Source organism: Pseudomonadota bacterium (genome assembly GCA_041395565.1).
In the GTDB taxonomy this organism is placed as follows: Bacteria; Pseudomonadota; Gammaproteobacteria; order UBA9214; family UBA9214; genus UBA9214.
In genome coordinates, this window is sequence record JAWLAI010000002.1 from 247,190 (window position 1) to 274,170 (window position 26,981).

Below are 26,981 nucleotides of genomic sequence, written 5' to 3' on the forward strand. Positions count from 1 at the left end.
ATTTCCGGCGTGCCTGCATGCCGCCCAGGAGGTACCATAGCGCCATGAATCAGGTCGCGCGGACATGAACCAGCTGCTCGCCATCGCCGCCGGCGGTGCGCTCGGGGCGCTGCTGCGTTACTGGACCTCGGTGTCGGTGCACGGCCGCTTCGGCACGGCCTTTCCCTGGGGCACCCTGACGGTGAATGTCCTCGGCAGCCTGCTCATGGGCTTCCTCTATATCTGGCTCATCGAACGCACGGCCGCCGCTCCCGCGCTGCGCGCCTTCCTCATGATCGGCCTGCTCGGCGCCTTCACGACGTTCTCGACCTTTTCCATCGAAACCCTCAACCTGCTGGAGACCGGCCAGGCGGGCAGGGCGCTGGCCAACGTCCTGGTCAGCGTGATTGTCTGCATTTTCGCCGCCGGCCTCGGCGTCTTCGCTGCGAGGCAGTTATGAAACAGCTCGATGTCATCTTCGTCCATGTGTATCTGACCGAGGGGGAGGGACGCCTCACCGCTTTGCTGAAATGCCTGCATGACGAAGCCAAGGTCAGGGGCGTGACCGTGCTGCGCGGCATCAGCGGCTTTGGCCGATCCGGTAAACTGCACTCGTCCAGCCTGCTGGACATGTCGCTGGACCTGCCGCTGGTCGTGGAATTCTTCGACGAGCCGCACAAGCTCGAACGGATCATGGCGCATATCGGCAAGGAAATCGAACCCGGACATGTCGTGAGCTGGCCGGCGACGCTGTATGTATAACCCGGGTGCTCCGGCAAGCCACCGTTACAGATCCCATCTCATAATCCCGCACGGGATTATGAGATGGGTTTAGCGTCTCTAATAGGGGATCAGTAACCCCCCCCGCCTTCAGGCGGCAAATCGTCATGCCGGCGTATGCCGGCAGCCAGAGAGACTGCTCCATGGGTAGATCTGGATTGCGGCCTGCGCCGCAATGACGGGGACCTTCATACAGGCGTATGGGCAAGTGCGGTGCACGGGGAGCGTGGAACGCCAGCGGAGTTGTATGTCGGGGCAATCGGCCGGGTGGCCGATCGATCCGGCTTTCAGCCGTAACCTGAAGCCACCGGCTTTAGCCGGTGGAGTATTCACCCATTCGCCAGCCTGCCGGCTCCTGCATTACAATCCCGCTCCAGCAGCACAACCCGACAACGCCGAAAAGGACTGCCATGCTCGATCCCCGACTCCTGCGCACCGAACTCGAGACCGTCGCGAGGCAACTGGCCCGGCGTGGTTACACCCTGGACACGGCAGCGCTGCAGGCGCTGGAGGCACGCCGCAAGGCGCTCCAGGTGCGGACCCAGGAATTGCAGGCTGAGCGCAATGCCCGCTCCAAGGGCATCGGCAAGGCCAAGGCGGCGGGCGCGGATATCGCACCGCTGCTGCAGGAGGTCGAGGGCCTGGGCGCGCAGCTCAAGGCGGCCGAGGACGCGCTGGCAGCGCTGCAGGAGGAGCTCAACGCCATCCTGCTGGAGATTCCCAACATACCGCACGACTCCGTTCCGGAGGGCAGGGGCGAGGAGGACAATCCCGAGCTCCGGCGCTGGGGCGAACCGACGGCCTTCGATTTCGAGCCGCAGGACCATGTCGACCTCGGCGAGCGGCTGGGCCTGCTGGATTTCGAGACCGCCGCGAAGCTCACCGGGTCGCGTTTCGCCGTGATCCAGGGTCTGCTCGCGCGGCTGCACCGTGCACTGATCCAGTTCATGCTCGACACCCATACCCGTGCGCACGGCTACCGCGAGGTATATGTTCCCTACCTGGTGAACGCCGATAGCCTGCGCGGCACCGGCCAGCTGCCCAAATTCGAGGCAGACCTGTTCCGCACCGCCGGCGAACAGGCGTACTACCTGATACCGACGGCGGAGGTGCCGGTCACGAATCTGGTGCGTGATGAAATCATCGACGCCGCCGCGTTGCCGCTGCGGTTGACCGCGCACACCCCGTGCTTCCGTTCCGAGGCCGGGTCCTATGGCAAGGACACGCGCGGCATGATCCGCCAGCACCAATTCGAGAAGGTGGAAATGGTCCAGCTGGTGCGGCCGCAGGATTCCTGGGCCGCCCTGGAGGAACTCACCGGTCACGCCGAGGCCATCCTGCAGCAGCTCGAGCTGCCCTACCGGGTGGTCGCGCTGTGCACGGGCGATATCGGCTTCTCCGCCGCGAAGACCTACGATCTGGAGGTGTGGCTGCCGGGGCAGCAGAAATACCGCGAGATCTCCTCGTGCAGCAATTTCGAGGCGTTTCAGGCACGCCGCATGCAGGCGCGCTGGCGCAATCCCGAAACCGGCAAGCCGGAACTCCTGCACACCCTGAACGGATCCGGACTGGCAGTGGGGCGCACACTGGTCGCGGTCATGGAAAACTACCAGCAGGCGGATGGCTCGATCCGCGTGCCCCCGGTGCTGCGGCCCTACATGGGCGATGTCACCGTCATCGGTGCCTGAGCCCCCGCGATCCCCGAGAATCCCGGTGCGGGATGATGAGATAGGTTCTAGAAAATGCGGTAGCGGTTGTACGGCCGGTTGGTAAAGCGCAGCAGCTTGCCGGCGGCATCCTGCAGCAGCAGTCCCGACTGGTTGCGCAGGAAGGTGTAACGGGTCGCGGAGTTGGTCTTCGGGCTGTACAGGGTAACGACGTCGCTTTCGAGCGTGATGGCGCCATCGACGCTCAACTGGCCCTGCCGCAGACGAAAGCGGTTGCCGCGGATCTCCAGGATTTCACCGGACGTCCCGTACCAGCGTCCATCGAGCAGCGAAACGGCCGCGGGCAGTCCGCCGCCATACCAGTTGCCGGGCATAAGGTTGCCGAATTGCTGCGGGTAGCCCCTACCTGAATTCCGGAACGGCGCATAACCCGCCCCCGGCCAGCCAGTGGCCGGCATCGCGCTCCAGGGGTTGCTGCCCAGCGACCACGGCGACATGCCGGACCAGGGCGACATCCCCGACCAGGGCGACATACCGAAGGTATTGAACGGGGAATAGCCGAAGCTGGTGAACGGCGAGCCGAGACCCGACAGCATCGGCCAGGATTGCATTCCCGCATTAAAGTTGTTCAGGCCGCCGACGCCGAAATTGTCGCTCCAGTTGCCACCACCCCAACCGTTATCCTTGTCGTGCATGGCATCGGACATGACGTTCATCATGGTCAGCATCATGCGGAACATCATGCTGAACATGTCGTCCGCCGCCCGTGCCGATCCTGCCCCGGACAGCGCGCACAGCAGTAGGAGAATGGCGCCTGAGCGTTTCATTGCCTGACCTGTGTCAATCGACACCTGTCCCTGAGAGTAGGAGATTTTCGCACCCGCATCACTTTACGCAGTATAAAACCAGATGTAGGGTTTGGATACAGAACCAACCCCGAGATTTTGTGCTTTTACCCGGTCGATCGCATGATCGTGCCTGACAACGCCGGCAGTCGCGTGCGGGCGCTGTTTTCATTTACGGATCATGCAATTATCGGCGCCGTTCATGTTAGACTTGCGCTTTTTAACCCAGCCCGCTGATGCAATGACAAAAATCAACGAACTGCTAGAGCAACGCATCCTGTTCCTCGACGGTGCGATGGGTACCATGATCCAGCGCCACAAACTCGGCGAGGCGGATTACCGGGGCGAACGCTTCGCGGCGTGGCCGCGCGATCTGAAGGGCAACAACGACCTGCTGGTGCTGACCCGCCCGGCGCTTATCGCGGACATCCACCGCGAGTACCTGGAAGCCGGGGCGGACATCCTGGAGACGAACACCTTCAACGCTACGCGCGTGGCGATGGCCGACTACGGCATGGAGGAACTGGCCCACGAAATCAACGTCGCCGCTGCCAGGCTGGCACGCGACGTCGCGGACACGTTCACCCGGAAAACGCCGGACAAGCCGCGTTTCGTCGCCGGCGTGCTCGGCCCGACCAACCGCACCGCCTCGATCTCACCGGACGTCAACGATCCCGGTTTCCGCAACATCACATTCGACGCGCTGGTCGCGGCCTATCTCGAAGCCACGCGCGGCCTGGTCGAGGGCGGCGCCGACCTGCTGCTGGTGGAGACCGTCTTCGATACCCTCAACGCCAAGGCGGCGCTGTACGCCATCGAGGAATACTTCGAAACCGCCGGCATACGCCTGCCGGTGATGATCTCGGGCACCATCACCGACCAGTCCGGGCGCACGCTCAGCGGCCAGGTGACCGAGGCCTTCTACAATTCGCTGCGTCATGCGCGGCCGCTCTCGATCGGGCTCAATTGCGCGCTCGGCGCCGCCCAGTTGCGCCAGTACGTCGAGGAACTGTCCGGCATCGCGGCAACCTTCGTCTCGGCGCATCCCAACGCCGGACTGCCGAACGAATTCGGCGAATACGACGAGACGCCGGAGACCATGGCCCGCGAGCTGGCGGACTGGGCCGCGAGCGGTTTCGTCAACATCATCGGTGGCTGCTGCGGGACCACGCCGGCACACATCAGGGCCATCGTGGCGGCGGTCGGCAAACACCCGCCACGCAGGATCCCCGCCATTCCTCAACAGTGCCGCCTCGCCGGCCTGGAACCGTGCAACATCGGCCCGGAATCGCTGTTCGTCAACGTCGGTGAACGCACCAACGTCACCGGCTCGGCGATCTTCCGGCGCCTGATCACGGAGGGCGACTACGAGCATGCCCTGGACGTCGCCCGCCAGCAGGTGGAAAACGGCGCGCAGATCATCGACGTCAATATGGACGAGGGCATGCTCGACTCGCAGGCGGCGATGGTGCGTTTCCTGCACCTGATCGCGGCCGAACCCGACATCGCGCGCGTGCCGGTCATGATCGATTCCTCCAAGTGGGAGGTGCTCGAGGCCGGGCTGAAATGTATCCAGGGCAAGGGCGTGGTGAACTCCATCAGCCTGAAGGAAGGCGAGGACGAGTTCCTCGCCCACGCCAGGGCGGTGCGCCGCTACGGCGCCGCCGCGATCGTCATGGCCTTCGACGAACAGGGGCAGGCCGACACGCGTGCGCGCAAGCTCGAGATCTGCCGGCGCGCCTACCGGCTGCTGGTCGAACAGGCCGGCTTCCCGCCGGAGGACATCATCTTCGACCCGAACATCTTCGCGGTCGCGACCGGCATCGAGGAGCACAACAACTACGGGCGCGATTTCATCGACGCCACGCATGACATCAAGTCGCAGTTGCCGCACGCGCTGGTCTCCGGCGGCGTGTCCAACGTCTCGTTCTCGTTCCGCGGCAACAACCCGGTGCGCGAGGCGATCCACGCCGTGTTTCTCTTCCACGCCATCCGTGCCGGCATGGACATGGGCATCGTCAACGCCGGCCAGCTGGCCATCTACGACGAAATCCCGGGTGAGCTGCGCGAGCGGGTCGAGGACGTGGTCCTGAATCGCAGACCGGATGCGACCGAACGCTTGCTCGAGATCGCCGAGCGATACCGCGGCGACGGCACCGGTGCGGAGCAGGCCGTCGCCGCGGCCTGGCGCGAGTGGGAGGTCAACAAGCGCCTGGAGCATGCGCTCGTCAAGGGCATCGCGGACTACATCGAGCAGGACACCGAGGAGGCGCGGCGCGCGGCCGCCCGGCCGCTCGAGGTGATCGAAGGCCCGCTCATGGCCGGCATGAACGTGGTCGGCGACCTGTTCGGCGCCGGCAAGATGTTCCTGCCGCAGGTGGTCAAATCCGCACGGGTGATGAAAAAGGCGGTGGCCTATCTGATGCCGTATATGGAAGCCGAGAAGGACGCCGCTTCCACCAGCAACGGCCGCATCCTGCTGGCGACCGTGAAGGGCGACGTCCACGATATCGGCAAGAACATCGTCGGCGTGGTCCTGCAGTGCAACAACTACGAGGTGATCGATCTCGGGGTCATGGTGCCGGCCGACAACATCCTCCAGGCCGCGCAGGAACGGCAGGCGGACATCATCGGCCTGTCCGGGCTGATCACGCCGTCGCTGGACGAGATGGTGCACATCGCGCGCGAGATGCAGCGTCGCGGCCTGACGCAGCCGCTGCTGATCGGCGGCGCCACGACCTCGCGCATCCACACGGCGGTGAAGATCGACCCGGCCTACACGGGCGCCGTGGTCTATGTGCCGGACGCCTCGCGCGCGGTGGGCGTGGCAAGCAATCTGCTCAGCGCGGAGCGCCGCGAGGACTACATCAGGGAGCTGAAGGACGGCTATGGCGAGTTGCGCGCGCAGCGCGCCGCGCAGCAGAAGGAACGCCGGTTGCTCGACCTGGTCGAGGCCCGTGCGCGCAAATTCGCCACTGACTGGGGCCATTACCGGGTGGCGCAGCCCGCGTTCCTGGGCCTGAAGGTGTTCGATGACTATCCGCTCGCCGAGCTGGTGCGCTACATCGACTGGGGCCCGTTCTTCAAGGCCTGGGAGCTGTCCGGCAGGTTCCCGCAGATCCTCGACGACCCGAAAGTCGGCAGCGAGGCCACGCGCCTGTTCGAGGACGCCAACACCATGCTGAAACAGATCGTCGGCGAGAAGTGGCTGCAGGCCCGGGCGGTAATCGGCCTGTTCCCGGCCAACAGCAGTGGCGATGACATCGAGCTCTATACCGACGACAGCCGCAGCACGGTGCGCACCGTATTCCACACCCTGCGCCAGCAGATCGCGCACCGCGGCAACGCACCGGACTACGCGCTGGCCGACTTCGTCGCTCCCGTAGAGTCGGGTATTGCCGATTATATCGGCGCCTTCGCCGTCACCACGGGCATCGGCATCGAGGCGCGACTCGCCGTGTTCGCGGCGGATCACGACGACTACCACGGCATCCTGCTCAAGGCCCTGGCCGACCGCCTGGCCGAGGCCTTCGCCGAGCGGATGCACGAGCGTGTGCGCCAGGAGTTCTGGGGCTACGCGCCGGCAGAGAGCCTGTCCAACGAGGAGTTGATCCGGGAGGAATACCGCGGTATCCGGCCGGCGCATGGCTATCCCGCCTGCCCCGACCACACCGAGAAGGCCATCCTCTGGGAGCTGCTCGAACCCCTCGCCAATGCCGGGATTTCGCTCACCGAGTCCTATGCCATGTGGCCCACGGCATCCGTGTCGGGACTGTACTTTGCGCATCCCGAGGCATGCTACTTCGGCACCGGCAAGATCGGTCGCGATCAAGTCGCGGACTATGCCCAGCGCAAGGGCATGACGCACGCAGAGGCCGAACGCTGGCTGGCGCCGGTGCTGGGCTATGATCCGGAGGGGAATGCGTCCTGAGCGCGCAACAGCGCTTGCCGGCCCCGGCCGGACTGCCAGCAAGCGCGCCGCTCATGCCCTGGCATGTGCGGCTCAAGTTGGCAACCGGTCTGCCGCCCTAAGATGGTCGCCTCGGGCCGGATACCGCCGACCGTCGTACCGCGGCACCCGCCGCAACCACAAACCAGGAGCAGGGCATATGCAGAGATCACCGCTGAAGCTCACGAGCACGCTGTTAATGGCAACGCTCACGCTGGCCGTCGCCGGTCCAGCGTCCGCCACGCCGCCGCCCTGGGCACCGGCGCACGGCTACCGTGACAAGCACCATGACCGTTACGAACACCGGGAGCATTACAGCTACCGCGAGTACCGGCCGGCGCTGCCCTGGCATAGCCGCGACCAGGAAAATCGCTATATCCGCAACGGGCGCTGCGACCGTGACGCACTCGGGGCGGTCGTGGGCGGCGTGGTCGGCGGTCTTGCCGGCTCGCGCCTCGGCAAGGGGGACGGACGCACCGTCGCGACGATCGCCGGGACGGTCATCGGCATCCTGGTCGGCCGTTCGATCGGTCAGAGCATGAACGCCAGCGACCAGCAGTGCACCGGCCAGGTCCTCGAGCATGTTCCGGATCGGGCTGCGATTCAGTGGCGCAACCCCGACACCGGCGCGGAATACCAGGTCACCCCCACCACGACCTACCAGGATCCGGGCGGTCGCTACTGCCGCGAGTACACCACACGGGCCACTATCGGCGGACGTGCGGAGCAGGTATATGGTCGCGCCTGCCGGCAGCCGGACGGCAGCTGGGCCAGGCTCTGAACCGGGCGGGGATCGGTATTGCGACGCCGGCCGGTACGCAGGTGCCGGACGGCGTGCTGATTATTTGAATTCCCCCACGCGGGCGTGGGGGATAATGAGATAGGTTCTAGTCGCAGACCTCGGACTTGGGGTATCTCTCCCTGACCTTGCGGATCTTCTCGTCGATGGCCTGCTGCATGGCCGGATTACCCTGGCGTGCCTCGTAGGCCGCCTCCAGCTGCTCCGCGACACTGGGATATTCCGCGCGCCGCATCTCGGCATATTCCTCTTCATGGTAACGGTTCGCGAGTTCGGCCAGCGCGAGCCGGATCTGTTCGTCGCTGGGGCGCGGCACGTCCGCGTTCCATTGCGCAATGACCGGGTCCTGTGCCGGATTGTCGTGCCGGATGACGTAATCGACGCCGGCGGAGACATTCGGGTTGATCAGGTGTATAGCCCGGCACAGGGTGCGCACGCGGTCGTCATGACGGATGAGGTGGTGCTGCTGGGCCACGTGCTTGATGTCGCTGTTGAGCTTGCGGGAGTTCTTCCACAGGAAAACGATCCAGAAGCAGACAAGTATCAACAGCAAGACAGCGATGTTGGTTACGCCTTGGTCCATGGTGTTGCTCCTCTGTTATTGTCAGTCGCTTCCGTCAATAGTGTCGCATGCGGCCCCGAACCACAAGAGAAGCGGGGTATTGCGGCCGCCCCCGACCGCCTGCCGCGGCGTCGTCGCGCCGTGGGCAGGGCCACGTGGGGGGGGGGGGCGGCTGCCGCTGGGGACAGCCGCGCCCGCCGGTCGCGCATCACTTGAAGATGTTTTTGAGAAAATCCTGCATGGCCGACCAGGAGGCCGCATCCGCATCGGCGTTGTACGCCAGCGGCAGCCCGAACTGCTGGCCAAAGGCATCCGCGTCCGGGTTGGTGAAGCTATGCTTCGCGCCCGGGTAGCTGATGAAATTGTAGTCCACGCCTGCGGCATCCATGTCCTGCTCGAACAGCTCGATCTGCTCCTTCGTCACGAACGGGTCAGCCGCGCCGTTGGCCACCAGGAACTTGGCGGTGACCTTGTCACTGATCGGACCGAGACCGCCGAGACTGCCGTGGAAACTCACCACGCCGTCGAGATCCTCGCCCATGCGCGCCATTTCGAGGACCACGCTGCCGCCGAAGCAGTAGCCGATCGCCGCGTTATGTGACGGATCGACGCTGGGCTGCCGGTTGAGGAAGGCACGGGCGGCCTCGAAGCGCGCCTTCATGAGGGGCAGGTCCTTGCGTACGGCACCGGAGAATTTGCCGGCGTCCTCGGGATGGCCGGCGGTGCGGCCGTCACCGTACATGTCGACAGCGAGTGCCGTGTACCCCAGCGCGGCCAGCATCTCGGCACGCCGGCGCGCATAGTCATTCAATCCCCACCATTCGTGTACGACCAGCACCCCGGGGCGCTTGCCCGCGATCGCGTCATCCCAGGCCAGGTAACCCTTCATGGTCGTCTCCCCGTCCTGGTAGGTGACTTCCTGGCCGACAACGCTGGCCTGGGTGCATGGCACCCCGCCCAGCAGCAGGATCAAAACGAGTGCATATCGCGACATGGCGCCTCCCCGGTACTCGGTTGCTGTGGATGGTACCCGGAATATAGCCAAAAATCCGCTGCGGCGCTTTATGTGGACGGCATTCTGATAAATAATCCCGGCTGACCGCAACGACCTGAATCCATGCACGGGAGCCTGCCATGAAAATGCCTGCCAGTCTGTTACTGCTTCTGCCGATCCTGCTGGTCACCGGCTGCACCGGGATCCCCAGCTATACCCCCGGCGGCGACGAAGATCAGCCGTCCGCCACGCGCATGGAACGCGTCAGGCCGCAGGACCGTCAGTCTACCCGGGAACGCAGGGTACAGTTCGGCAACTGGCGGGTGGACTGCATCTATGAGGAAGTCAATTTTTCCACGCAATGCAAGGCCGAAACCTACGGCAAGATCAGTGTTTCGGTCGGCGACGAGATCTATCATCCTACCCCGGTGCTGTGGATTGCCTGGCTGAAGGGCGAACCGCGTGGATACCGTTCGGTCTGCGTGTTCGGACACGACTATCCGGTGAAGGCGGTCAGCATGCGTGTCGACGGCAATCCGCCGCTGCAGATCGGCGCACACAACGCCACCGGCTGCGTCCCCGCCGACAGTAACATCCTCAAGCAACTGCGTGCGGGCCGTGAGCTGGCCGTGACCTTCCACCGCTGGCCCTGGGGCGAGACTACCGCGACTTTCAACCTGCACCGATCCAGCCGGGCGCTCGAAGAGCTGGACCGGCTCGTCGCCGCACAGTGAGTCAGCCACAGGCGTGGCGGACAGGACCTCGGGCCGCTGCATGAAGCGTGACTGGCCCGCCATCTTTCCCGAACTGGTCGCGCCGGGACAGGTAGCCATGGAGGCCGAGGTCGCGGCCTTGCTGGATGCGGCAGCCGAGGTCAGGGTGCCGGCGCGCGCAACGATATTCCACCAGGGCGACCAGTGCAGCAACTATCTGCTCGTCATCGAAGGCAGTGTCAAGGTGATGACCCGCGCCGAGAACGGCCGCGAGATCGTGCTCTATCGGCTCAGCCCCGGCGATTCCTGCGTACTGACCACGTCCTGCCTGTTCGGTAACAGCCGTTATCCCGCCGAAGGCGTAACGGCCACCGCGGTCCTCGCCCTGGCGATACCCGCCGACCGTTTCCATCAAGCCGTGCAGACCTCCGTCGCCTTCCGGCGGTTCGTGTTCGCCACGTTCAGCGGCCATCTCGGCAGTCTCATCACCCTGGTCGAGGAGGTCGCATTCGGCCGGGTGGACGTCCGCCTGGCCCGTCACCTGCTCGATCACGCGGACGCGACGGCTGCCCTGCAGGCCACCCATCAGGAACTTGCGACCGAACTTGGTACCGCGCGCGAGGTGATCAGTCGTCAGCTCAAGGATTTCGAACAGCGCCAGCTTGTCCGGCTGCAGCGCGGCAGCATCACCCTGCTCGATACCGAGCGCCTGGGTTCTCTGGCAAGCGACTGAAAATATATGAAAACTTCTGGAGTGGTTGGCTGCGGATACCGCTTCGCTTGACCTCCGTCAAAGATATAGCGCCTGCTGTGGCGGTAGTGTCGCGCTATTGCGGGGCCGCAGCGCCAGGCGGTTGCCCCGGATAACGTGCGATAACAGGAGGAGAATATGAGCAAACCCGCGCGCTTCAACCCGCAGTTGGTGGCACTGGCCGCCGCACTCGCCCTCTACGGCGCTTCCGGCTGGCCGAATCCGGCACTGGCCGAAGCCGAGAACGCGCCTGCCGCCGCAACCGCCGACGTGGCACCAGCAGCCACCGCGGAAACCGCAGCGGCGGCGGCAGCCCCGGCGGAAACCGCAGCGGCGCCGGCAACGGCCACGGATGCCGCCGCCGACACGGGCACTGCGGAATCAGCAACACCGGCCCACGCCCGCAACCGCACCCTGCAGAACCAGCGCATCGCGCAGATCAGGGAGGCCGCGCGGCAGCGGCGCGAGAACATGGAACGTTGGCGCAGTGCGCGTCGCTGGTGGAACAATCCCGCAGCGGAAGACCGCCGCCAGTGGAACCGCGCGCGCAGCGAGTGGCAACGCGAGCTGATCGAGGCACGCCGTCGCGCCGATGAACAGGCCCGGCCGGACTATTCCTATCGCTACCGTTACTGGCGCGCCTATCCCTAGACGCGCAACCGGCACGGTCCGCGCACCGCGCCGCTTGCGAGCGGGAACGCTGCGTAGCGCGCATGGTTGCCGCCCGCCGCGTCCACGTGGCGTGAGCGGTTGGGTACAGGCGGCCGCACGGCCACTCAGGCAAAGGAAGCGTTGTCGTGGATATCAAGGTTCTGCTGACCGTATTCATCGCCGTATTTATCGCCGAACTGGGCGACAAGACCCAGCTGGCAACCATGCTGTTCGCCGCCGACCGTGAGGTCAGCAAGCTGACCGTCTTCCTCGGCGCCTCGTTGGCGCTGATCGTGGCATCCGCCATCGGCGTGCTGGCAGGAGGTCTCGTGTCGGCTTACATCAGCGCACGGGTCCTCCGCTATATCGCCGCCGCAGGCTTCATCGCCATCGGGGTCTGGACCCTGCTGAAAACCTAGCCGCGACGGGTCTGCCGGCTGCCGGCACACGCGATGACGCACCGACCCTATTCGCTCATGCTCCATGGCGGCGCACTGACACCGTCCACGCCGCTGCGCACTGAGGCGCTCGCCGCGCGACTCGACAGCCTGCATGCCATCCTGGAACAGGGCAGGGAGATCCTGGTACGCGGCGGTAGCGCACTGCGGGCCGTCGAATACTGTGCCTGCCGGCTCGAGGACGATCCCTTGTTCAACGCGGGCCGTGGCTCGGTACTGAATGCTGACGGCGCCATCGAGATGGATGCCGCCATCATGGACGGGCGCGACCTCGCCGCAGGTGCCGTGGCTGCCATCCGCCGCATCGCCAATCCGGTCGCCCTGGCCAGGCAGGTCATGCGACACAGCGGGCACGTGCTGCTTGCAGGTGCGGGTGCGGCGCGCTACGCAAGGCAGCAGGGCATACCCCGCGTCGCCGCAGCCGCGCTCGTCACCGCGGCGCGCCTGCAGCAGTATCGAAGCGCAGACCCGGGCGACGGGTCGGAGTCACCGACCGGCACCATCGGCGCCGTGGCCTGCGACAAGCGCGGCAATCTGGCAGCGGCGACCTCGACCGGCGGTGTGGCGCGCAAGCGGGCTGGCCGCATCGGTGATTCAGCACTCGTCGGTGCGGGAGTGTACGCCGACAATTTGAGTTGCGCGGTTTCCGCGACCGGTCGTGGCGAGGATTTCATCCGCACCGTGCTGGCGAAGTACATCGCCGACCGGATCGAACTGCTGGGCGAAGACGCGGCGCGTGCGGCGCAGGCCGGCATCGAACAGCTGCAGCGCCGGGTTGCGGGTCACGGTGGCGTGATCGTCATCGATGCCAACGGCCGCTGCGCCAGCCGCTTTACGCCCGGGGGAATGCTGCACGGCTGGATCGAGCACGGCGGACCTGCGCGTTGCAGTTGGAACGGGGTGCCGCCATGCGGCGTGCCGCGTGCGGACGCTACAGGAGGAATAGGCAGGTGAACGGCGCGGTGACGGCTGACGGCCGCCACCGCACGAAAATCAGGCTAGAGTGCGAAAGTCGTGTAGACCCAGACGAGACCCAGTACCAGCGCGATGCTGGTCACGCCCATCAGCACCGTGACAATGTGATTCTTGCGCCAGCCCCGGAATACCCAGTAGCTCTGCAGGCCGACAAAGCCCGCCGCGGTTCCGACCACCATGACCAGTCCCTTGTTGGCGATGTCGGAACTCAGGATGAAGACAATGAAAAACACGAAGGCAACACCCAGCGGGGTCAGGGTGAACATCCAGTCCTCGACTTCATGCCGGTCACGACTGGTGTTCAGCATTTTCGCCAACTTTCCGGTTTCATCCATAGCTCGTCTCCTTGTGTCGATTTGGTGTAAGGATAATGCCAGCCGCTCGAAATTTGTTATTGACGCTAATCAAATCCGGTTAATACAAAACGCATGCTATTCTAATTCACGAAATTACCGATACAACCACTGACAAAATGACGCACGTGTTAGCGTATTCCGCGCTGTACAGCGGCACCCGCGCGACGGCATACAACTCGTCAACAAAATGTCATCTCGTCTCCGGCCATGCCTGCCGGCGCACGCCATGCGCATCAAGTTACGAACGCACAGGCAACGCGCTAGACCTTCGTCTATGCGTTTAACCGAGCGCAACCGGCCGACGGCATGATCGTCCTGTTCAACAAGCCCTTCAGGGTGCTGTCGCAGTTCACTGCCGCCGATGGCAAGACCACCCTCGCGGACTACATCGACATCCCCGGTGTCTACTGTGCCGGACGCCTGGACTACGACAGCGAGGGTCTATTGGTGCTGACGGATGACGGTCGGCTGCAGCAAAGCATCAGCAACCCCCGTCACGGCAAGCACAAGGGTTACTGGGTACAGGTCGAGGGCGTACCCGATGCGGCCGCGCTGCAGCGGTTGCGCTCCGGCGTCGCGCTGAACGACGGCATGACCCGTCCGGCACAGGCCGAATGCATCGAGCCGCCCCAGCTCTGGCCGCGCGATCCGCCCATCCGCGTGCGCAAGGCCATACCCACCGCCTGGCTGGATCTGACCATCGGCGAGGGCCGTAACCGCCAGGTCCGGCGCATGACGGCACAGGTGGGTCATCCCACGCTGCGGCTGGTCCGTTACCGTGTCGACAAGTGGACGCTGGACGGTATACCGAGCGGCACGTATCGCGTGCTGGCATGAACCTGCCGCACGACAGCCGGCTACCGAGCGCGCCCGGCCGGGACCCGCACTGTCGTGGCCGCTAGGCACAAGCGCGCTGCCGGTACCCGCTGGTCCGGCGAGGTCACCCGCACGAGTAATGCGCTCGACCTGGAGGCGGGCGTATTCACCTGGCAGGACCCGGTCCGCATCGCGCGCTCCCTGCAGCGCTCGGCCGAAGCCAGCCGCCGCCGCAAGCGTCCGCCATTCCACTCTGCCATGTCGATGCTGGTGTTATACATCAACCGTGCCGGCCGCAATCTGGACCGTCAGCAGCGCGCAGTCCTGGAACAGGCCAAGGACGAGCTGCGCCGGCTCTACGGCAGGACCCCGCGCAGTTGAACCCGGGGACACCGCCGCGGCCGTTTTACGCTATGCTTCTGAGGTCGACCCTGAACAGGAACCCGCAATGACGCTCAGGCTCGGATCCGCGGCATTCGTCCAGGGCGGAGAGATCCCCGCCCGCTATACCTGTGACGGGAGCAACCGCGCACCGCCGCTGGCATGGACCGGTGTACCCGCTGCGGCGCACAGTCTGGTCCTGATCGTCGATGATCCGGATGCCTCGGATCCCGACGCGTCGCACCTGCCCTGGGTGCACTGGGTGCTGTACAACATTCCGCCAACGGCGCACGGGCTGCCGGAAGGCTGCGGCCCGGCGGACCTGCCGTCCGGTACACGCGAAGGCAGCAACAGCTGGAAACGCACCGGCTATGGCGGCCCTTGTCCACCGCTCGGGCGGCACCGCTATGTGCACCGCCTCTATGCGCTGGACAGCGTGCTGCCGGACCTGCAGACGCCCGGCAAACAGGCCATCGAGAACGCCATGCAGGGACATGTGATCGCACAGGCCGAGCTGATCGGCACCTACAGGAGGTCCGACTAGCATTGCTCACGAGATCCGCCCGGCCGGGACCGGCGCAATGATTTATGCCCGGCAGCGCAGGGCATGTGCCGTGGCTGCAGGCTCTAGCCACTATGCGACAATCGGGGATGCGAAACCTGTTAGCCCTGCACCAGGTCCGGCTGCCATTGTGCGTGCGTGGCCGTACCCGCCGGCTGCCTATGCTGGCCACCGCGGGCAGGGGATGACCGGGCCGGTGCGGACGCATGCACTGGCCCGCATCCGGCCATGCCGATACTAGCGCGTGCCGGCAGTACCGGCAGGAAACCGTTCATGGAGACGCCGGGCCCCGAACCGCTGCTGTACTTTGCCTATGGTTCGAACATGTCCACACCACGCCTGCGCCGTCGCATCGCCAGCGCACGCCGCGTTGCCGTGGCCAGCCTCGCGGGTCATGCACTGCGCTTCCACAAGCGCGGCCGGGACGGTACCGCGAAGTGCGACGCCTGCCACACGGGTCGTGCCCGCGATGTCGTACACGGCGTCGTGTTTGAAATCCGCGCCACGGACAAGCCGCGGCTGGATGCCTGCGAGGGACTCGGCCACGGGTATCTCGAGAAGACGGTTACCGTGACGGACCGCGCCGGCGCTCAGTACCGTGCCTTCACCTACTACGCCACTGACATCGCGGCGGGGCTGCTACCCTATCGGTGGTACAAGCAGCATGTATTGCGCGGCGCGTGCGAGCATGCGCTTCCCGCCGCTTATATCGCGCGCATCCGGCGCATTCCCGCATGCGCCGATCCCGTACCCGGAAACCACGCGCGCGAACTCGCGATCTATCGTGACTGACGCCATGCCGCTCCTGCCGGCTGCCAGGGGATGCAGCTAGCTGTTTGTATTGAAAGCGTTTTTATACGCCCGCCCTGGCAGCATTGCCTGACAGTTTGTCAGCCCCGGGAAACGGGGCTATTCTCAGGCGCATAACAACACGCTGCAACGGAGCATACGGGGGGATGTTCCATCATGGACAAGCCACACAAGCCAGATCTCAGCCTGCAGTCCATCATCGACTCGCATTCCAATCCGTTCGTCCTGCTGGACGAGAATTTCACCATCATCGCCGCCAACAAGGCCTACTGCGATGCCTACGGCATCACCGACGACAGCGTGGTCGGCCACAAGTGTCACCGGATCTCGCATCATTTCGATACCCCGTGTGCGATGAACGGCGAGGACTGCCCGTTGGCACAGGTCCTGGAGACCAATGCACGCTACGAAGTCCTGCACATCCATTACGATCAGCATAACCAGCCGGAGCACGTGCGCATCAAGGGCTATCCGATCCTGGGTGCGGACGGCACCCGTTACGTCGGCGAGGAGGTCATTCGCCTGGCCCGCGCCACCGAACTCGATTGCGAGGAGCAACAGCTGATCGGCAGGTCCATGGCCTTCCGACGCTGCATCGAGGGTTTGACGACGGCGGCGGCCTCGGATGCGAATATCCTGCTGGTCGGCGAAAGCGGGGTGGGCAAGAACCTGGCTGCCAGTTATATCCACAACCGTTCATCCCGCAGCGGCCGCACCTTCATCACCATGGACTGCAGGAACATCGATGCAGCACAGTTCGAGAGCGAGCTGTTCGGCCATGAGCGCGGCGCCTTCGCCGGCTGTGTCGGTCGCCGGCGCGGTCTGCTGGACGAGGCCGACGGCGGCACGCTGTTCCTGGACGAGGTCGGCGATCTGCCGCTGGAACTGCAGGGCAGGCTGCTGAATGCCATAGAAACCGGACACTATCGCCGGGTCGGCGGCCGCGAATTGCGCAAGTCCGACATCCGCATCATCGCCTCGACCCATCAGGACCTGCCGACGCTGATCCGCTGCAACAGCTTCCGTTCCGATTTCTACTACCGGCTCTCCGGTATCGTGCACAAGATCCCCGCGTTGCGCGAACGCAAGGACGATATACCGGCGCTTGCCGATGCGCTGCTCGTGCGTCTGCGCGATCCGGCCGCCTATCGCTGCCAGATCGACGAAGACGCGCGCATGTTGCTGGCGGAGTACGACTATCCCGGCAATGTGCGCGAACTGCGCAATACCCTGCAACGGGCGGTGTCGCTGTGCACGGACGGGCATATCCGGGCCGAGCACATCCGCTTCGACGAGCGACCCGCCGTCCCGGCGCCGGCCGGCGGCGACGCGCGCTCGCTGCGCCAGATCGAGTCCGAGCAGATCGCCTACCTGCTGGAGAAGTACCAAGGCCACCGGCGCAAGGTCGCCCGGGAACTGGGCATCAGCGAGCGCACCCTGTACCGCAAGCTGGAAAAATACCGGCTGACCCGCGCCGGCAGGACACCGTGACAGCCGCCGTTCGTGATCCGCCGCCAGCCGGCGCATGCGGGCGGCGGCAGCGCTGATTTTCGTCATGTCCTTCCGCGTCCTGCTACAGTCGCTGCGGCTGCCGTTCCTGGTGCTGACCCCGGTCTGTGTGCTGCTCGGCGTCGCCACGGCTGCGCATAGCGACGCACATCTCGACCCGATGCTGGTGCTCGCGACGCTGGCTGCCGCCCTGTTCGCACACATCAGCGTCAACACGCTCAACGAATATCACGATTTCACCAGCGGTCTCGATCTGCACACGCAGAAGACACCGTTCAGCGGCGGCAGCGGGGCACTGCCGGCGCACCCCGGTATGGCCCCGGCCGTGCTGGCGACGGGGCTGTTGTCGCTGGGGGTCGTCGTGCTGGCCGGCTGCTATTTCCTCTATCTGCGCGGACTGGTGCTGCTCCCCGCCGGCATGGTGGGCCTGCTGCTGGTGACGACCTACACGCGCTGGCTGAACCGTTCGCCGTGGCTGTGCCTGGTCGCACCCGGTCTGGGCTTCGGCCCGCTCATGGTGGCCGGGACCCATTTCGTGCTGACCGGGCAGATCACCGCCCAGGCGCTCAGCACCGCCTTGGTGCCGTTCTTCCTGGTAAACAATCTGCTGCTGCTGAACCAGTATCCGGACATCGAGGCCGATGCCGGCGCCGGCCGCAGGCACGTGCCGATCGCCTTCGGCACGACCACGGCCAATACCATCTACGCAGTGTTCCTGGCCGCGGCTGCGGTGGACCTGCTGGCTGCCACAGCCAGCGGGCTGCTGCCCGCTACGGCGCTGCTGGCGCTGCTCACGCTGGCACCGTCATGCTTCGCATGGGTCGGCGCCCTGCGACATCACGGCGGCATCGGCCGCTATCCGCGCTACCTTGCCGCCAATGTCGCCACCGCGGTACTGACACCCGCCGTACTCGCGGCCGTGCTGATCGTTGCGCACTGAGGCGGCATCCCGCAGCGGCTTCAGAACGTCGTCTTGGCCTCCAGCAGGAGCTGCACGCTGTCGATCGAATCCGTGCGATCGAGCGGAAAGGCAAGGTCGACATGAATCACCTTGCCGCTGCCGGTGCGGTTGTTGCCGATGCGCAGTCCGAAGCCGACATCCGACAGCCAGCCGAGATTGTCCGCACCAACCGGATTCTCGCCCCAGGTGCGGCCGACGTCGGCGAACACCGCGCCGCCGATGCGGAACAGGTTCCACGGGTACCAACGCGTGAAATAGCGCTCCTCGATTGTGAGCAGCAGGCTGCGGTCGCCGCCCTGGTAGCGTAACGGGTAACCGCGCAGGCCGCTATCGCCGCCGAGATACAGCGGGTTGTCCAGGTCGAGATTCGTACCCGCGCTCGCCGCCACCTTGCTGAAGAACATGCGCCGCGGCGAATGGCGGTAATACCAGCTGGCACTGGTGTCCAGCAACAGGTTCTGCGCGCCGCCATCCTGCCAGCGCCCGCCCAGGCCGGCGGCGAGATAGAGGGCATTCTCGCCAGGATTGCCGAAGCCGCGGCTGACGGTGGAATCCAGCAGCACGGCATTGTCGAGCGAACCGAACGCCGTGCTGGCGAAACCCAGCTGCAGGTTCAGCTGCAAGCCCCGCAGGATGTCCTCGACGCGTCCGATCTGGTCTCGGTTCACCACGACCGCGTAATCGTCCTCGATCACTTCCAGGCCCACGAACGGGAAGACGTACTTGCGGTCTTCCGGCAGCACGCCGGCCTGTGGCAGCGTGCTGTTGCCGTCCGGGCTGAAGCGGTGCTCCTCGAACCCGAAACCTGCGCTGTAGCGCATCACCCAGCCGGACTTCAGGCCCGGCGAGAAACCGACGTGCACCTGATAGCCGTCTTCCTCGTGGCGGAACTCGGCCTGCTGCTCACCGCGGTCGTAGAGCGTATCGACACCGTTGCTGCTGTGCAGCGACAGGCCGTGGGCATGGCGGCTGTCCAGGGCGTAGAACGGTAACCCGGCGTCGAACTGATAGCCGCTGCCCTCGTCACTGTCGGCATAGGAAGCCAGCAGACTGTAACGCGTCCCGCCCACCTCGCGGTCGTAGTATTCGATCATGTCGGATTCGCTGTCCACATCCGCCTGGTGGCGCAGACTGAGCGAGATGCCGGTACCGAGCAGGTTGGACTCCTCGAAGCCGATCGTGCCGCTGTTGGTGCCGCCGTTACGGCCGAAATCGAGCCTGGGCTTCAGCGTCCAGACGTCGGTGGTCTTGACCCGCAGGTCCACCACACCGTCCGCGTAACGCACCGGTTCGATACGCGCGTTCTCGAGGTAGGCATTGCTGCGCAGGATCCGTTCGGATTCCTCGAGCAAGCGCTGTGAGTACACGTCCCCGGACCGGAACAGCAGCTGCCGGCGGATGACGTGCGGCATGGTCCGGATATGCAGGCGGTTCGCGGCGCGGTAGAGCAGGCGGTTCTCCTTGGGATCTTCGGGGTTGAAGATGTCGCCGTTGTCGATGAGGATCTCGCCGATCCGTGCGCCCGTCGCCTCCAGGTAGGCCGGGGACAGCGGATCGACTGCCGCCGTGGCCGTGACTTCCGCCCGTGCCGGACACAGGAACAGCAGCGCGCACAACAATACTGCCGGGCTAGTGCCACGCATGATTCAGCCCAACACCGGAAACAGGCCGCGCAGGCCGTTGGCGATGATTTCTATCGCGATGGCGGCCAGCAGCAGTCCGAACAGGCGATCGATGATACTCATGCCGATCCGGCCCAGCGTGGTGCCGATCTCAGCGCCAGGCTCAGCACCAGCCACAGCACGACGCAGACCAGCAGGATGCAGCCGATGACGACAACCGGATGCAGGGTTGCGCGGAGCGCTGCATCTGGATGATGACGGTGCTGATGGCGCCCGGACCGGCAAGCATCGGAATCGCCAGCGGTACGACGGCGATACTGGACATGTCCGCGGCGGTCTTTTTCTCGGTATGGGTGGTCCGCAGCGTGTCGGGCTCGGCGCGCAGCATGGCCAGCGCCATCAGCAACAGCACGATCCCCCCGCCGACGCGGAACGAGGACAGGCTGGTGCCGATGAAGGCGAGCAGGTGCTCGCCGAACAGCGCAGCCGTCACCAGCACCACCGCCACCGTGATGCTGGTGATGAGTGCCACGCGTCTGCGCTGGCGGCTGTCCTGGCCCTGGGTCAGGGACAGGAATAGCGGCACTGCGATGAAAGGGTCGAGGATGACCAGCAGGGCGGTCGTGAAGCGTGTATATTCGGTCCAGTGTTCCATGCGTCTCGGGCCAGCAGGATGGATGCGGTGGCAGCATGATTATCAAGTTACCTGCGCCAGATTAACAGAGGATTAACCGACCATGCCTGCGCGGCCGGCACCATGCCCGGCAAACAGACCAGCGTGCGATTCTGCAACAACCGTGAGGAGGCCAACATGTCCCAGATCAATCCGCACAACGATACAGTAAGCAGCGCGGAAACCAGTGCCATCTGGAAACACCACGTCAGCGTGCCCGACACGCCGGACGGCTTCACGGTGCGTACCGCCTACCCCGGCAATCCCGCCGGCGTGGAAGTCATGCTCGAACGCTGGGAGGCGGGCAGCAGTGAACCCCCGCACTCGCATCCCGGCGACGACATGACCGTGGTGGTGGCGGGCAGGATGACCGTCAGGTTCTACCTCCGCCGGGGCGACGACCTGGTCATCGATGGCGAGCCGCTGGTGCTGAATGCGGGTGACACCGGATACATCCGGGCCGGCAGGATCCACGATGCAAGCTACCTGGATGACTGCAAGCTGGTCTATGTGCATGACCGGGCCTTCGGGTTCATCCCGGCCTAGGGCACGAGGCGGCGTATGCTGCCCAGCCGTAATCGATCCCGCCGCTGCGCACTGGCGCTGCTGCTGGCCTGCCTGGGCGGATGCAGCGGCAGCGGACAGCGACTCGACCCGCAACAGCCTGCGACGCTCGCGGCGGGCGATCACACCTTCACCCTGCAGCAGGGCGATCTGACCCGGCGCTACCATGTCCATGTTCCTCCGCGGCGCGACGAGCGGCCACTGCCGCTGCTGCTGGCGCTGCACGGCGGGGGTGGCAGCGGCCGGCAATTCCAGCGCGAGAACGCGCTCGACCCGGTCGCCGACCGGGAAGTGTTCCTGGCGGTCTACCCGGACGGGACCGGCCCGTTGCGGGAGCGCCTGCTGACCTGGAATGCCGGCACGCATTGCTGCGGCTGGGCGCGGGCGCACGCGGTCGACGACAGCGGCTTCCTGGCCGCCGTCCTCGACGACCTGGCCGCACGCATCCCCTTCGACACGGGGCGCGTCTACGTGACCGGACATTCCAACGGCGCCATGATGGCCTACCGCTTCGCTGCCGAATATGCCGAACGTGTGGTGGCGATCGTGCCGGTAGCCGGTGCCATGGATCTCGCGACCTTCAATCCCGCACGGCCGGTCGCCGTACTCCATATCCATAGTACGGACGACCCGCGCGCCCTGTACGAGGGCGGACTCGGCCCCAGCTTTCCGGGTACCGATCAACGCGTCGAGCACCAGCCGGTGACCAGCGGGCTGGCACGCTGGGCGGCGTACAATGGTTGTGAGCCGCAGCCGCAGGTACTCGACACCCGTGCCGGCAGCGGGACGAATGCCGGGCAGGACCTGACGCATCTCGTCTACCGCGGCTGCCGTCCGGACGGGGCGGTGGAACACCTGCGCCTGAGTGGCAGCGGTCACGGCTGGCCGGGCGTTACGGCGCCGCGGTGGCGGCAACGACTGCTGGGACCACCCACCACGCTGGTCGATGCATCCGCAGCGGCCTGGCAATTCGCCGCGCGTTTCGTCCGCGACAGGTGAGGGACATGCCGCGCCACTGAGCTGCGCTCAAGCACCATTACCGGCCGTCCCGCCGCAGACAAAGGTCCCGGCCCGGGGCCACGCCAGTCACGGTTCCTCCAATCCTTCCAGCCCCATGCTGCGGACACGCCGGCGCCACAGGCGGCGGGCATGCGCCTGCAGATCCGGGGTCCGGTCGCCCTCGTCGACGATCTCGAGTCCCAGCAGCGTCTCGAGTAGGTCTTCCAGGGTGACCAGGCCGACCAGGCTGCCGTATTCGTCGACGATGATCAGCATATGCGCCCGTTGCTGCAGGAAGGCCTCGAATGCCTGTGCCACGGATATGGAGGCCGGCAGTGCGCGCAGCTCGCGGCGGTAAGCGGACAGCGGGGTGTCGGTATTACCGCGCGCCTGTGCCAACAGCAGGTCGCTGCGCAGCACGAAGCCGTTCAGGTGTTCGGGATCGTCCCGGTAGATCGGAATGCGGGAAAACCGCTGCTGCCCGTGCTTCCAGAAATACGCCGCCACCGGCAGCTCTTCCGGCAGCGCGAATATGACCGGGCGCGGCGTCATCACCGCGGTTATCCGGATCTCACGCAGTCGCAGCAGGTTCTTGAGCACCCGGGTCTCGTCGCGGGCGAGCAGGCCCTCGCCGGCACTGATCTCTGCCATGGCCGCCAGCTCGTCGCGATTGAAACCGGTCAGTACCGGTCCGTGGGACAGGCCGCGCGTGATCAGTTCCGCCAGCAGCACGAACGGATAGAGCATCCAAATCAGCAACTGCAGCAGGTAGGCGGTGGCCGGTGCCAGCTGCTTCCAGTAGTGGGCCCCGAGTGTCTTGGGAATGATCTCGGAGAAGATCAGGATCAGCAGGGTCAGTACCGCCGAGGCGAGCCCGACCCAGGCGTTGCCGAATACCACTGCCGCCTGGGCACCGGCGCCGGCGGCACCGATGGTATGGGCGATGGTATTCAGCGTCAGGATTGCCGCCAGCGCCCGGTTGATCTCCGCCTTCATGCGCCCGAGCAGCAGCCCGGAGCGGCGTCCCTCCCGCTGCAGCAGGGTAATGTAGGGCGTGTTCACGCTGAGTATGACCGCCTCGGCGACCGAACACAGAAACGAGAATCCCAGCGCGACCAGCACATATACGGTCAGCAATACCATGCCGCCGCATTATACCTGCATTGCGGCCAGCGCCGGCCGGCGCGGCTGCCGGACCGGGGCCGGTAGCGGAGCTGGCCCGCAGGCGTTGCGCCATGGCTGAATGTGAACCGCGTCCGCCCAGCGTCCGCAACGGCGCGCTAGAGTGGCCGGGTACTGCCTGCCGGAGAGACCATGCGCCCCAACACCGCCATCCTGCTGATACTGCTGCTGCCGGCGTTTGCGCCGACTGCCGCTGGCGGTGGCCTGCACCTGGAGCTGTTGCAGTGCTGGCGCGCTGCGCTGACCGGCGGCGTGCCTTGCCGCACGGACGGGCGCGCGCCGGCTGCCGCGGGCACGGCGCTCACGACCGGCCAGGCCATATCCACGGGTGCGGCAGCCGGTGCGCGGCGGACCGTGGTGTATCCCGGCGGCACCGGCTTCACTGTGGGCGAGGACCCCGGCAGCCAGCGGCAATACCGGCAGGGTGATGTCATCCGCTACTACAGCGTACTCGACAACGGCGGCGGAGTGGAAACCGGCACGGAAAGCGACGCATATCCGCTGCTCTCCGGTAGCGCGTCCGTCCTGCCGCTGAACGATCTCGCGCGCGGCGTCGGGGGCGTCCCAGCCGGACGCGACGAGCGGTCCCGCGACGCAGCGACAGCGCATCCGCGCTGGCCAGCGGCTGCCGGTCTGGAAGCATGGCGGCGCGGCGGTAACAGGCCAAGCCGCCCGTAGCCGGGGGCGGACGCCCCCCGTGACAGCAGCGCGATCGAACTTCCAAGCCGAGGCGTCAGCCGCGCTGTTCCACGACGACGGCGGTCTCCTCGTCGCACAGCCCCCCGCACATGAACCGGGCCGGCAACTGCGGGAAGGCGCTGATGATCGACACCAGCAGGCTCGCGAAGTAGGGGACCGACTGGACCAGCAGCACGATGATCCACAGCAGCAGATCGAGCATGCCCGCACCGCTCTTCCAGGCAATCGTGCCTGCTGCCAGCCACAGGGCAAGCGCGAACAGCGTTTCCTCGCGGGCCGACATCAGGGCACGCCAGAGCGCGCTGGTCCGTTCCATCTTGGGTGTGCGCAGAAACGGTCGTGACCGGGTCACCAGTCCCAGCCAGATCGCGCGCGCGATGGTGTGCGACAGGGACAGGCCGGCGAGCGCAGCCGCCAGAGTCTGGCGCAGGGTGCCGACGATACGCACACCGCGATACAGATAGAAAACCTTCGCCATCTTGAAACAAAACAGCACCAGCGGAAGAATTGAGAAGATGATCAGCGGCGGATCGAGCGACAGCGGCTCGAACACCATGGCGAACGACCAGAACAGTGCCGCGAAGTTGAACAGCAGGTTGACCCCGTCTGCGATCCAGGGCAGCCAGCCGGCAATGAAGTGGTAGCGCTGCCCGGCGGTCAGCCTGCTCTTCACCAGGCCGAGCAGGTCGCCCGCATGGTGACGCATGATCTGCATCGAGCCATAGGCCCAGCGGAAGCGCTGGTTGCGGTAGCCGCTGAAGGTGTCCGGCATCAGGCCCTTGCCGTAACTGCGCGGGATGTACATTGCCTGGTGACCTTGACGCAGGATCAGCAGGCCGAGTTCGGCGTCCTCGGTGATGCACCACTCGCTCCAGCCACCGACTTCCTCCAGCGCCGTCCTGCGCACCAGTGTCATGGTGCCATGCTGGATGATCGCATTACGGTCATTGCGCGTGATCATGCCGATGTAGAAGAAGCCGCGGTACTCCGCGTAGGACATGGCCTTGAAGGCATTGTCGCCGGCATCGCGATAGTCCTGCGGCGCCTGCACGATGGCGATTCCTGGCTGCCCGAACTGCGGCATCAGGTCCCGCAGCCAGTTCGGGGCTACCACGTAATCGCTGTCGATTACCCCGATCACCTCGGCCTCGGGCGCGGTGTGCCGCAGCGCGAAGTTGAGCGCCCCCGATTTGAAGCCAGCCAGGGGATCGACGTGAAAGAAGCGGAAGCGCGGACCCAGCGCCTGACAATGCGCCTCCACCGGCTGCCAGACGGCCGGATCCTTGGTATTGTTGTCGATCACCAGCACTTCGAAGCGGGGATAATCCAGCCGCGCCAGCGCATCGAGCGTTTCGATCAGCATCTCCGGCGGCTCGTTATGCGCCGGCACGTGAATGGATACCAGCGGCAGGTCCGTGTCGTCGGCCGGCAGCGGTATGAACAGGCGCCGCCGCTCCCTGGCCCAGAGGGCCTCGGCCCATTCGTGCGCCTCCACCAGCACCACGATGATGACGCCGATCATGCCGATCAGCATCAGCACCCCGACCAGGATGGCGCTCCAGGAGAGGTACTGCTGCAGGTAGCGGTAGACGATGAGCACGGCCGCGGTGGCCATGACATAGGCCACGATGGCGAGGAAGCCGCGACCGCGCGAATTCAGCGAGATCGCATCCGTCAGCAGCAGGGTGAAGGTGATCATCGCGATCACCACGGAGATTCCAGCCAGCAGGCGCCACTCCGGTATTTCCACGATCGGTTCGGTGAAGGTGAACTTCGGTTTCCGCAGGACGTCGTAAACCCCCCAGTAGGCGCCGACCGCGCCTTCGACCTGCTTTTTCCAGGGCTGGTCGAAGGCTTCCATGACGTAGTAGATGTAGTTGTTCTCGGCGGCCACTTGCAGGAACCGGCGCAGGAACGTGGCCTCGTTGGCCTCCGAGGCCACGGCGCCGCCGCGGATCCGGCCGTTGCTGGGCCAGCCCACTTCCGAGATCACGATCGGTTTGCCGGGGTAAGCCGCCGCAAGCTCCCGGTAGCGGCGCACGACGTAGTCGACGGCCATATCCAGCGGTATGTTCTCCCAGTAGGGCAACAGGTGCACCGCGATATAATCGACATGGTTGACCAGTTCGGGATACTTGAGCCAGATATGCCAGGGTTCCGCGGTACTGACCGGTACATGCAGCTTGCCACGCACGTAATCCAGGTAGCCGGTTAGCTCCGCAAGCGGCAGGTCGTTGCGCAGCAGGGACTCGTTGCCAACGATGACCCGGACCACGTTGCGGCGATTCTTGTCAGCCACCTGCACCAGCTGCTCCACTTCCTTGCGGCTGCGCTCGCGACGGCCGTCGACCCACGCGCCCAGTGCCACGTTGAGGCCGTACTTGCGCGCCAGCGCGGGCACCTCGGCCAGCGCACCTTCGAGGGTATAGGTACGCACGGCATTGGTCTTGCCGGCCAGCAGGGCAAGGTCGGCGTCGATCTCCTCGACGGTCGGATTGATCTGCTTGAGCGGATCGTGGTGCAGCCGCATGGGCGAGAACGAGAATCCCTGGATGACCGCAGGCCATGCCGGCTCCTGCTCCGGGCGATTGAGCAGTGCCCACATGCTGACGGTGATGGCCGCGATTACCGCAGCGATTATGAGATTGGTCCGGGTCATCGTGCGCAGGAAACCTGCCGCTGGGCTATCCCGCAGTCAGGAAGCGATATTCTTGGTGGCGGGAT

Annotated in this window: 28 protein-coding genes; 19 read left to right on the forward strand and 9 right to left on the reverse strand. The window is 65.5% G+C overall.

The window, feature by feature from the left end:
* The first annotated feature begins 64 nt into the window (after positions 1-64).
* The 3 genes from crcB to serS all read left to right on the forward strand — a co-directional run bounded on the left by crcB (position 65) and on the right by serS (position 2,447).
* The gene (gene crcB / locus R3F42_01200) at positions 65-439 is read left to right on the forward strand and encodes a fluoride efflux transporter CrcB (protein MEZ5540640.1); all 375 of its coding nucleotides are present in this window, start codon (positions 65-67) and stop codon (positions 437-439) included.
* A complete protein-coding gene (locus R3F42_01205) occupies positions 436-741 on the forward strand; it encodes a DUF190 domain-containing protein (protein MEZ5540641.1) in 306 nt (101 codons plus the stop codon). The genes crcB and R3F42_01205 overlap by 4 nt, the downstream gene beginning before the upstream one ends.
* Positions 742-1,169: 428 nt before the next feature.
* Positions 1,170-2,447: a serine--tRNA ligase gene (gene serS / locus R3F42_01210; GenBank protein ID MEZ5540642.1), complete on the forward strand. Its 1,278-nt coding sequence runs from the start codon at positions 1,170-1,172 to the stop codon at positions 2,445-2,447.
* Positions 2,448-2,494: 47 nt separating this feature from the next.
* On the opposite strand, the gene R3F42_01215 is transcribed toward serS, so the two are convergent.
* Positions 2,495-3,253, reverse strand: coding sequence for a hypothetical protein (locus tag R3F42_01215; GenBank protein MEZ5540643.1), 759 nt, complete (start codon positions 3,251-3,253; stop codon positions 2,495-2,497).
* Positions 3,254-3,512: 259 nt separating this feature from the next.
* Here R3F42_01215 and metH point away from each other — a divergent pair, with 259 nt between their 5' ends.
* On the forward strand, positions 3,513-7,202 hold the full coding sequence (metH, locus tag R3F42_01220) for a methionine synthase (GenBank protein MEZ5540644.1): 3,690 nt from the start codon (positions 3,513-3,515) through the stop codon (positions 7,200-7,202).
* Between the two features lie 178 nt (positions 7,203-7,380).
* Positions 7,381-8,001, forward strand: coding sequence for an RT0821/Lpp0805 family surface protein (locus R3F42_01225; protein MEZ5540645.1), 621 nt, complete (start codon positions 7,381-7,383; stop codon positions 7,999-8,001).
* Between the two features lie 106 nt (positions 8,002-8,107).
* Here R3F42_01225 and R3F42_01230 read toward each other — a convergent pair whose 3' ends face one another.
* Together R3F42_01230 and R3F42_01235 are read right to left on the reverse strand one after the other, a co-directional pair.
* Entirely contained in the window at positions 8,108-8,602 is a 495-nt protein-coding gene (locus R3F42_01230) for a hypothetical protein (protein MEZ5540646.1), read from the reverse strand.
* Positions 8,603-8,789: 187 nt separating this feature from the next.
* On the reverse strand, positions 8,790-9,575 hold the full coding sequence (locus tag R3F42_01235) for a dienelactone hydrolase family protein (GenBank protein ID MEZ5540647.1): 786 nt from the start codon (positions 9,573-9,575) through the stop codon (positions 8,790-8,792).
* Positions 9,576-9,715: 140 nt separating this feature from the next.
* On the opposite strand from R3F42_01235, the gene R3F42_01240 reads away from it, so the two are divergent.
* The 5 genes from R3F42_01240 to R3F42_01260 all read left to right on the forward strand — a co-directional run bounded on the left by R3F42_01240 (position 9,716) and on the right by R3F42_01260 (position 13,102).
* Positions 9,716-10,309 (forward strand): hypothetical protein, encoded by a 594-nt coding sequence (locus R3F42_01240; protein ID MEZ5540648.1) that lies wholly within the window; start codon positions 9,716-9,718, stop codon positions 10,307-10,309.
* Between the two features lie 40 nt (positions 10,310-10,349).
* Positions 10,350-11,021, forward strand: coding sequence for a Crp/Fnr family transcriptional regulator (locus R3F42_01245; GenBank protein ID MEZ5540649.1), 672 nt, complete (start codon positions 10,350-10,352; stop codon positions 11,019-11,021).
* Between the two features lie 156 nt (positions 11,022-11,177).
* Positions 11,178-11,690 carry a hypothetical protein gene (locus R3F42_01250; GenBank protein ID MEZ5540650.1) on the forward strand — a complete coding sequence of 171 codons (513 nt, stop codon included), beginning with the start codon at positions 11,178-11,180 and terminating at the stop codon, positions 11,688-11,690.
* A gap of 146 nt (positions 11,691-11,836) precedes the next feature.
* Positions 11,837-12,109: a TMEM165/GDT1 family protein gene (locus R3F42_01255; GenBank protein ID MEZ5540651.1), complete on the forward strand. Its 273-nt coding sequence runs from the start codon at positions 11,837-11,839 to the stop codon at positions 12,107-12,109.
* A 33-nt stretch (positions 12,110-12,142) separates the two neighbouring features.
* Positions 12,143-13,102 carry an isoaspartyl peptidase/L-asparaginase family protein gene (locus R3F42_01260; GenBank protein ID MEZ5540652.1) on the forward strand — a complete coding sequence of 320 codons (960 nt, stop codon included), beginning with the start codon at positions 12,143-12,145 and terminating at the stop codon, positions 13,100-13,102.
* A gap of 44 nt (positions 13,103-13,146) precedes the next feature.
* On the opposite strand, the gene R3F42_01265 is transcribed toward R3F42_01260, so the two are convergent.
* The gene (locus tag R3F42_01265) at positions 13,147-13,458 is read right to left on the reverse strand and encodes a hypothetical protein (protein ID MEZ5540653.1); all 312 of its coding nucleotides are present in this window, start codon (positions 13,456-13,458) and stop codon (positions 13,147-13,149) included.
* A gap of 327 nt (positions 13,459-13,785) precedes the next feature.
* Between R3F42_01265 and R3F42_01270 the strand changes: the two genes are divergently transcribed.
* The 6 genes from R3F42_01270 (at position 13,786) to R3F42_01295 (ending at position 18,497) form a co-directional block, all read left to right on the forward strand.
* Complete coding sequence (locus R3F42_01270; protein MEZ5540654.1) at positions 13,786-14,316, forward strand: pseudouridine synthase; 531 nt, start codon at positions 13,786-13,788, stop codon at positions 14,314-14,316.
* A 54-nt stretch (positions 14,317-14,370) separates the two neighbouring features.
* Positions 14,371-14,676, forward strand: a complete 306-nt coding sequence (locus R3F42_01275) for a DUF3175 domain-containing protein (protein MEZ5540655.1) — start codon at positions 14,371-14,373, stop codon at positions 14,674-14,676.
* A 67-nt stretch (positions 14,677-14,743) separates the two neighbouring features.
* The gene (locus R3F42_01280) at positions 14,744-15,220 is read left to right on the forward strand and encodes a YbhB/YbcL family Raf kinase inhibitor-like protein (GenBank protein MEZ5540656.1); all 477 of its coding nucleotides are present in this window, start codon (positions 14,744-14,746) and stop codon (positions 15,218-15,220) included.
* Positions 15,221-15,466: 246 nt separating this feature from the next.
* A complete protein-coding gene (locus R3F42_01285) occupies positions 15,467-16,030 on the forward strand; it encodes a gamma-glutamylcyclotransferase family protein (protein ID MEZ5540657.1) in 564 nt (187 codons plus the stop codon).
* A 174-nt stretch (positions 16,031-16,204) separates the two neighbouring features.
* A complete protein-coding gene (locus R3F42_01290) occupies positions 16,205-17,539 on the forward strand; it encodes a sigma 54-interacting transcriptional regulator (protein MEZ5540658.1) in 1,335 nt (444 codons plus the stop codon).
* Positions 17,540-17,603: 64 nt separating this feature from the next.
* Entirely contained in the window at positions 17,604-18,497 is an 894-nt protein-coding gene (locus R3F42_01295; protein MEZ5540659.1) for a prenyltransferase, read from the forward strand.
* Positions 18,498-18,517: 20 nt separating this feature from the next.
* Here R3F42_01295 and R3F42_01300 read toward each other — a convergent pair whose 3' ends face one another.
* Genes R3F42_01300 through R3F42_01310 form a run of 3 tightly spaced genes read right to left on the reverse strand, consistent with a single transcriptional unit; the run spans position 18,518 to position 20,795 of the window.
* Positions 18,518-20,161 (reverse strand): hypothetical protein, encoded by a 1,644-nt coding sequence (locus R3F42_01300; GenBank protein ID MEZ5540660.1) that lies wholly within the window; start codon positions 20,159-20,161, stop codon positions 18,518-18,520.
* A gap of 3 nt (positions 20,162-20,164) precedes the next feature.
* Entirely contained in the window at positions 20,165-20,317 is a 153-nt protein-coding gene (locus R3F42_01305) for a MarC family protein (protein ID MEZ5540661.1), read from the reverse strand.
* On the reverse strand, positions 20,304-20,795 hold the full coding sequence (locus R3F42_01310; GenBank protein ID MEZ5540662.1) for a MarC family protein: 492 nt from the start codon (positions 20,793-20,795) through the stop codon (positions 20,304-20,306). The genes R3F42_01305 and R3F42_01310 overlap by 14 nt, the downstream gene beginning before the upstream one ends.
* Before the next feature lie 102 nt (positions 20,796-20,897).
* Between R3F42_01310 and R3F42_01315 the strand changes: the two genes are divergently transcribed.
* Positions 20,898-21,359, forward strand: a complete 462-nt coding sequence (locus R3F42_01315; protein MEZ5540663.1) for a cupin domain-containing protein — start codon at positions 20,898-20,900, stop codon at positions 21,357-21,359.
* 15 nt (positions 21,360-21,374) lie between these two features.
* The gene (locus tag R3F42_01320) at positions 21,375-22,376 is read left to right on the forward strand and encodes a PHB depolymerase family esterase (GenBank protein MEZ5540664.1); all 1,002 of its coding nucleotides are present in this window, start codon (positions 21,375-21,377) and stop codon (positions 22,374-22,376) included.
* An 87-nt stretch (positions 22,377-22,463) separates the two neighbouring features.
* Here R3F42_01320 and R3F42_01325 read toward each other — a convergent pair whose 3' ends face one another.
* A complete protein-coding gene (locus tag R3F42_01325; protein ID MEZ5540665.1) occupies positions 22,464-23,519 on the reverse strand; it encodes a CNNM domain-containing protein in 1,056 nt (351 codons plus the stop codon).
* 171 nt (positions 23,520-23,690) lie between these two features.
* On the opposite strand from R3F42_01325, the gene R3F42_01330 reads away from it, so the two are divergent.
* Positions 23,691-24,236, forward strand: coding sequence for a hypothetical protein (locus tag R3F42_01330; protein MEZ5540666.1), 546 nt, complete (start codon positions 23,691-23,693; stop codon positions 24,234-24,236).
* Between the two features lie 55 nt (positions 24,237-24,291).
* On the opposite strand, the gene R3F42_01335 is transcribed toward R3F42_01330, so the two are convergent.
* Positions 24,292-26,916 (reverse strand): glycosyltransferase, encoded by a 2,625-nt coding sequence (locus R3F42_01335; protein ID MEZ5540667.1) that lies wholly within the window; start codon positions 26,914-26,916, stop codon positions 24,292-24,294.
* Positions 26,917-26,981 lie beyond the last annotated feature (65 nt).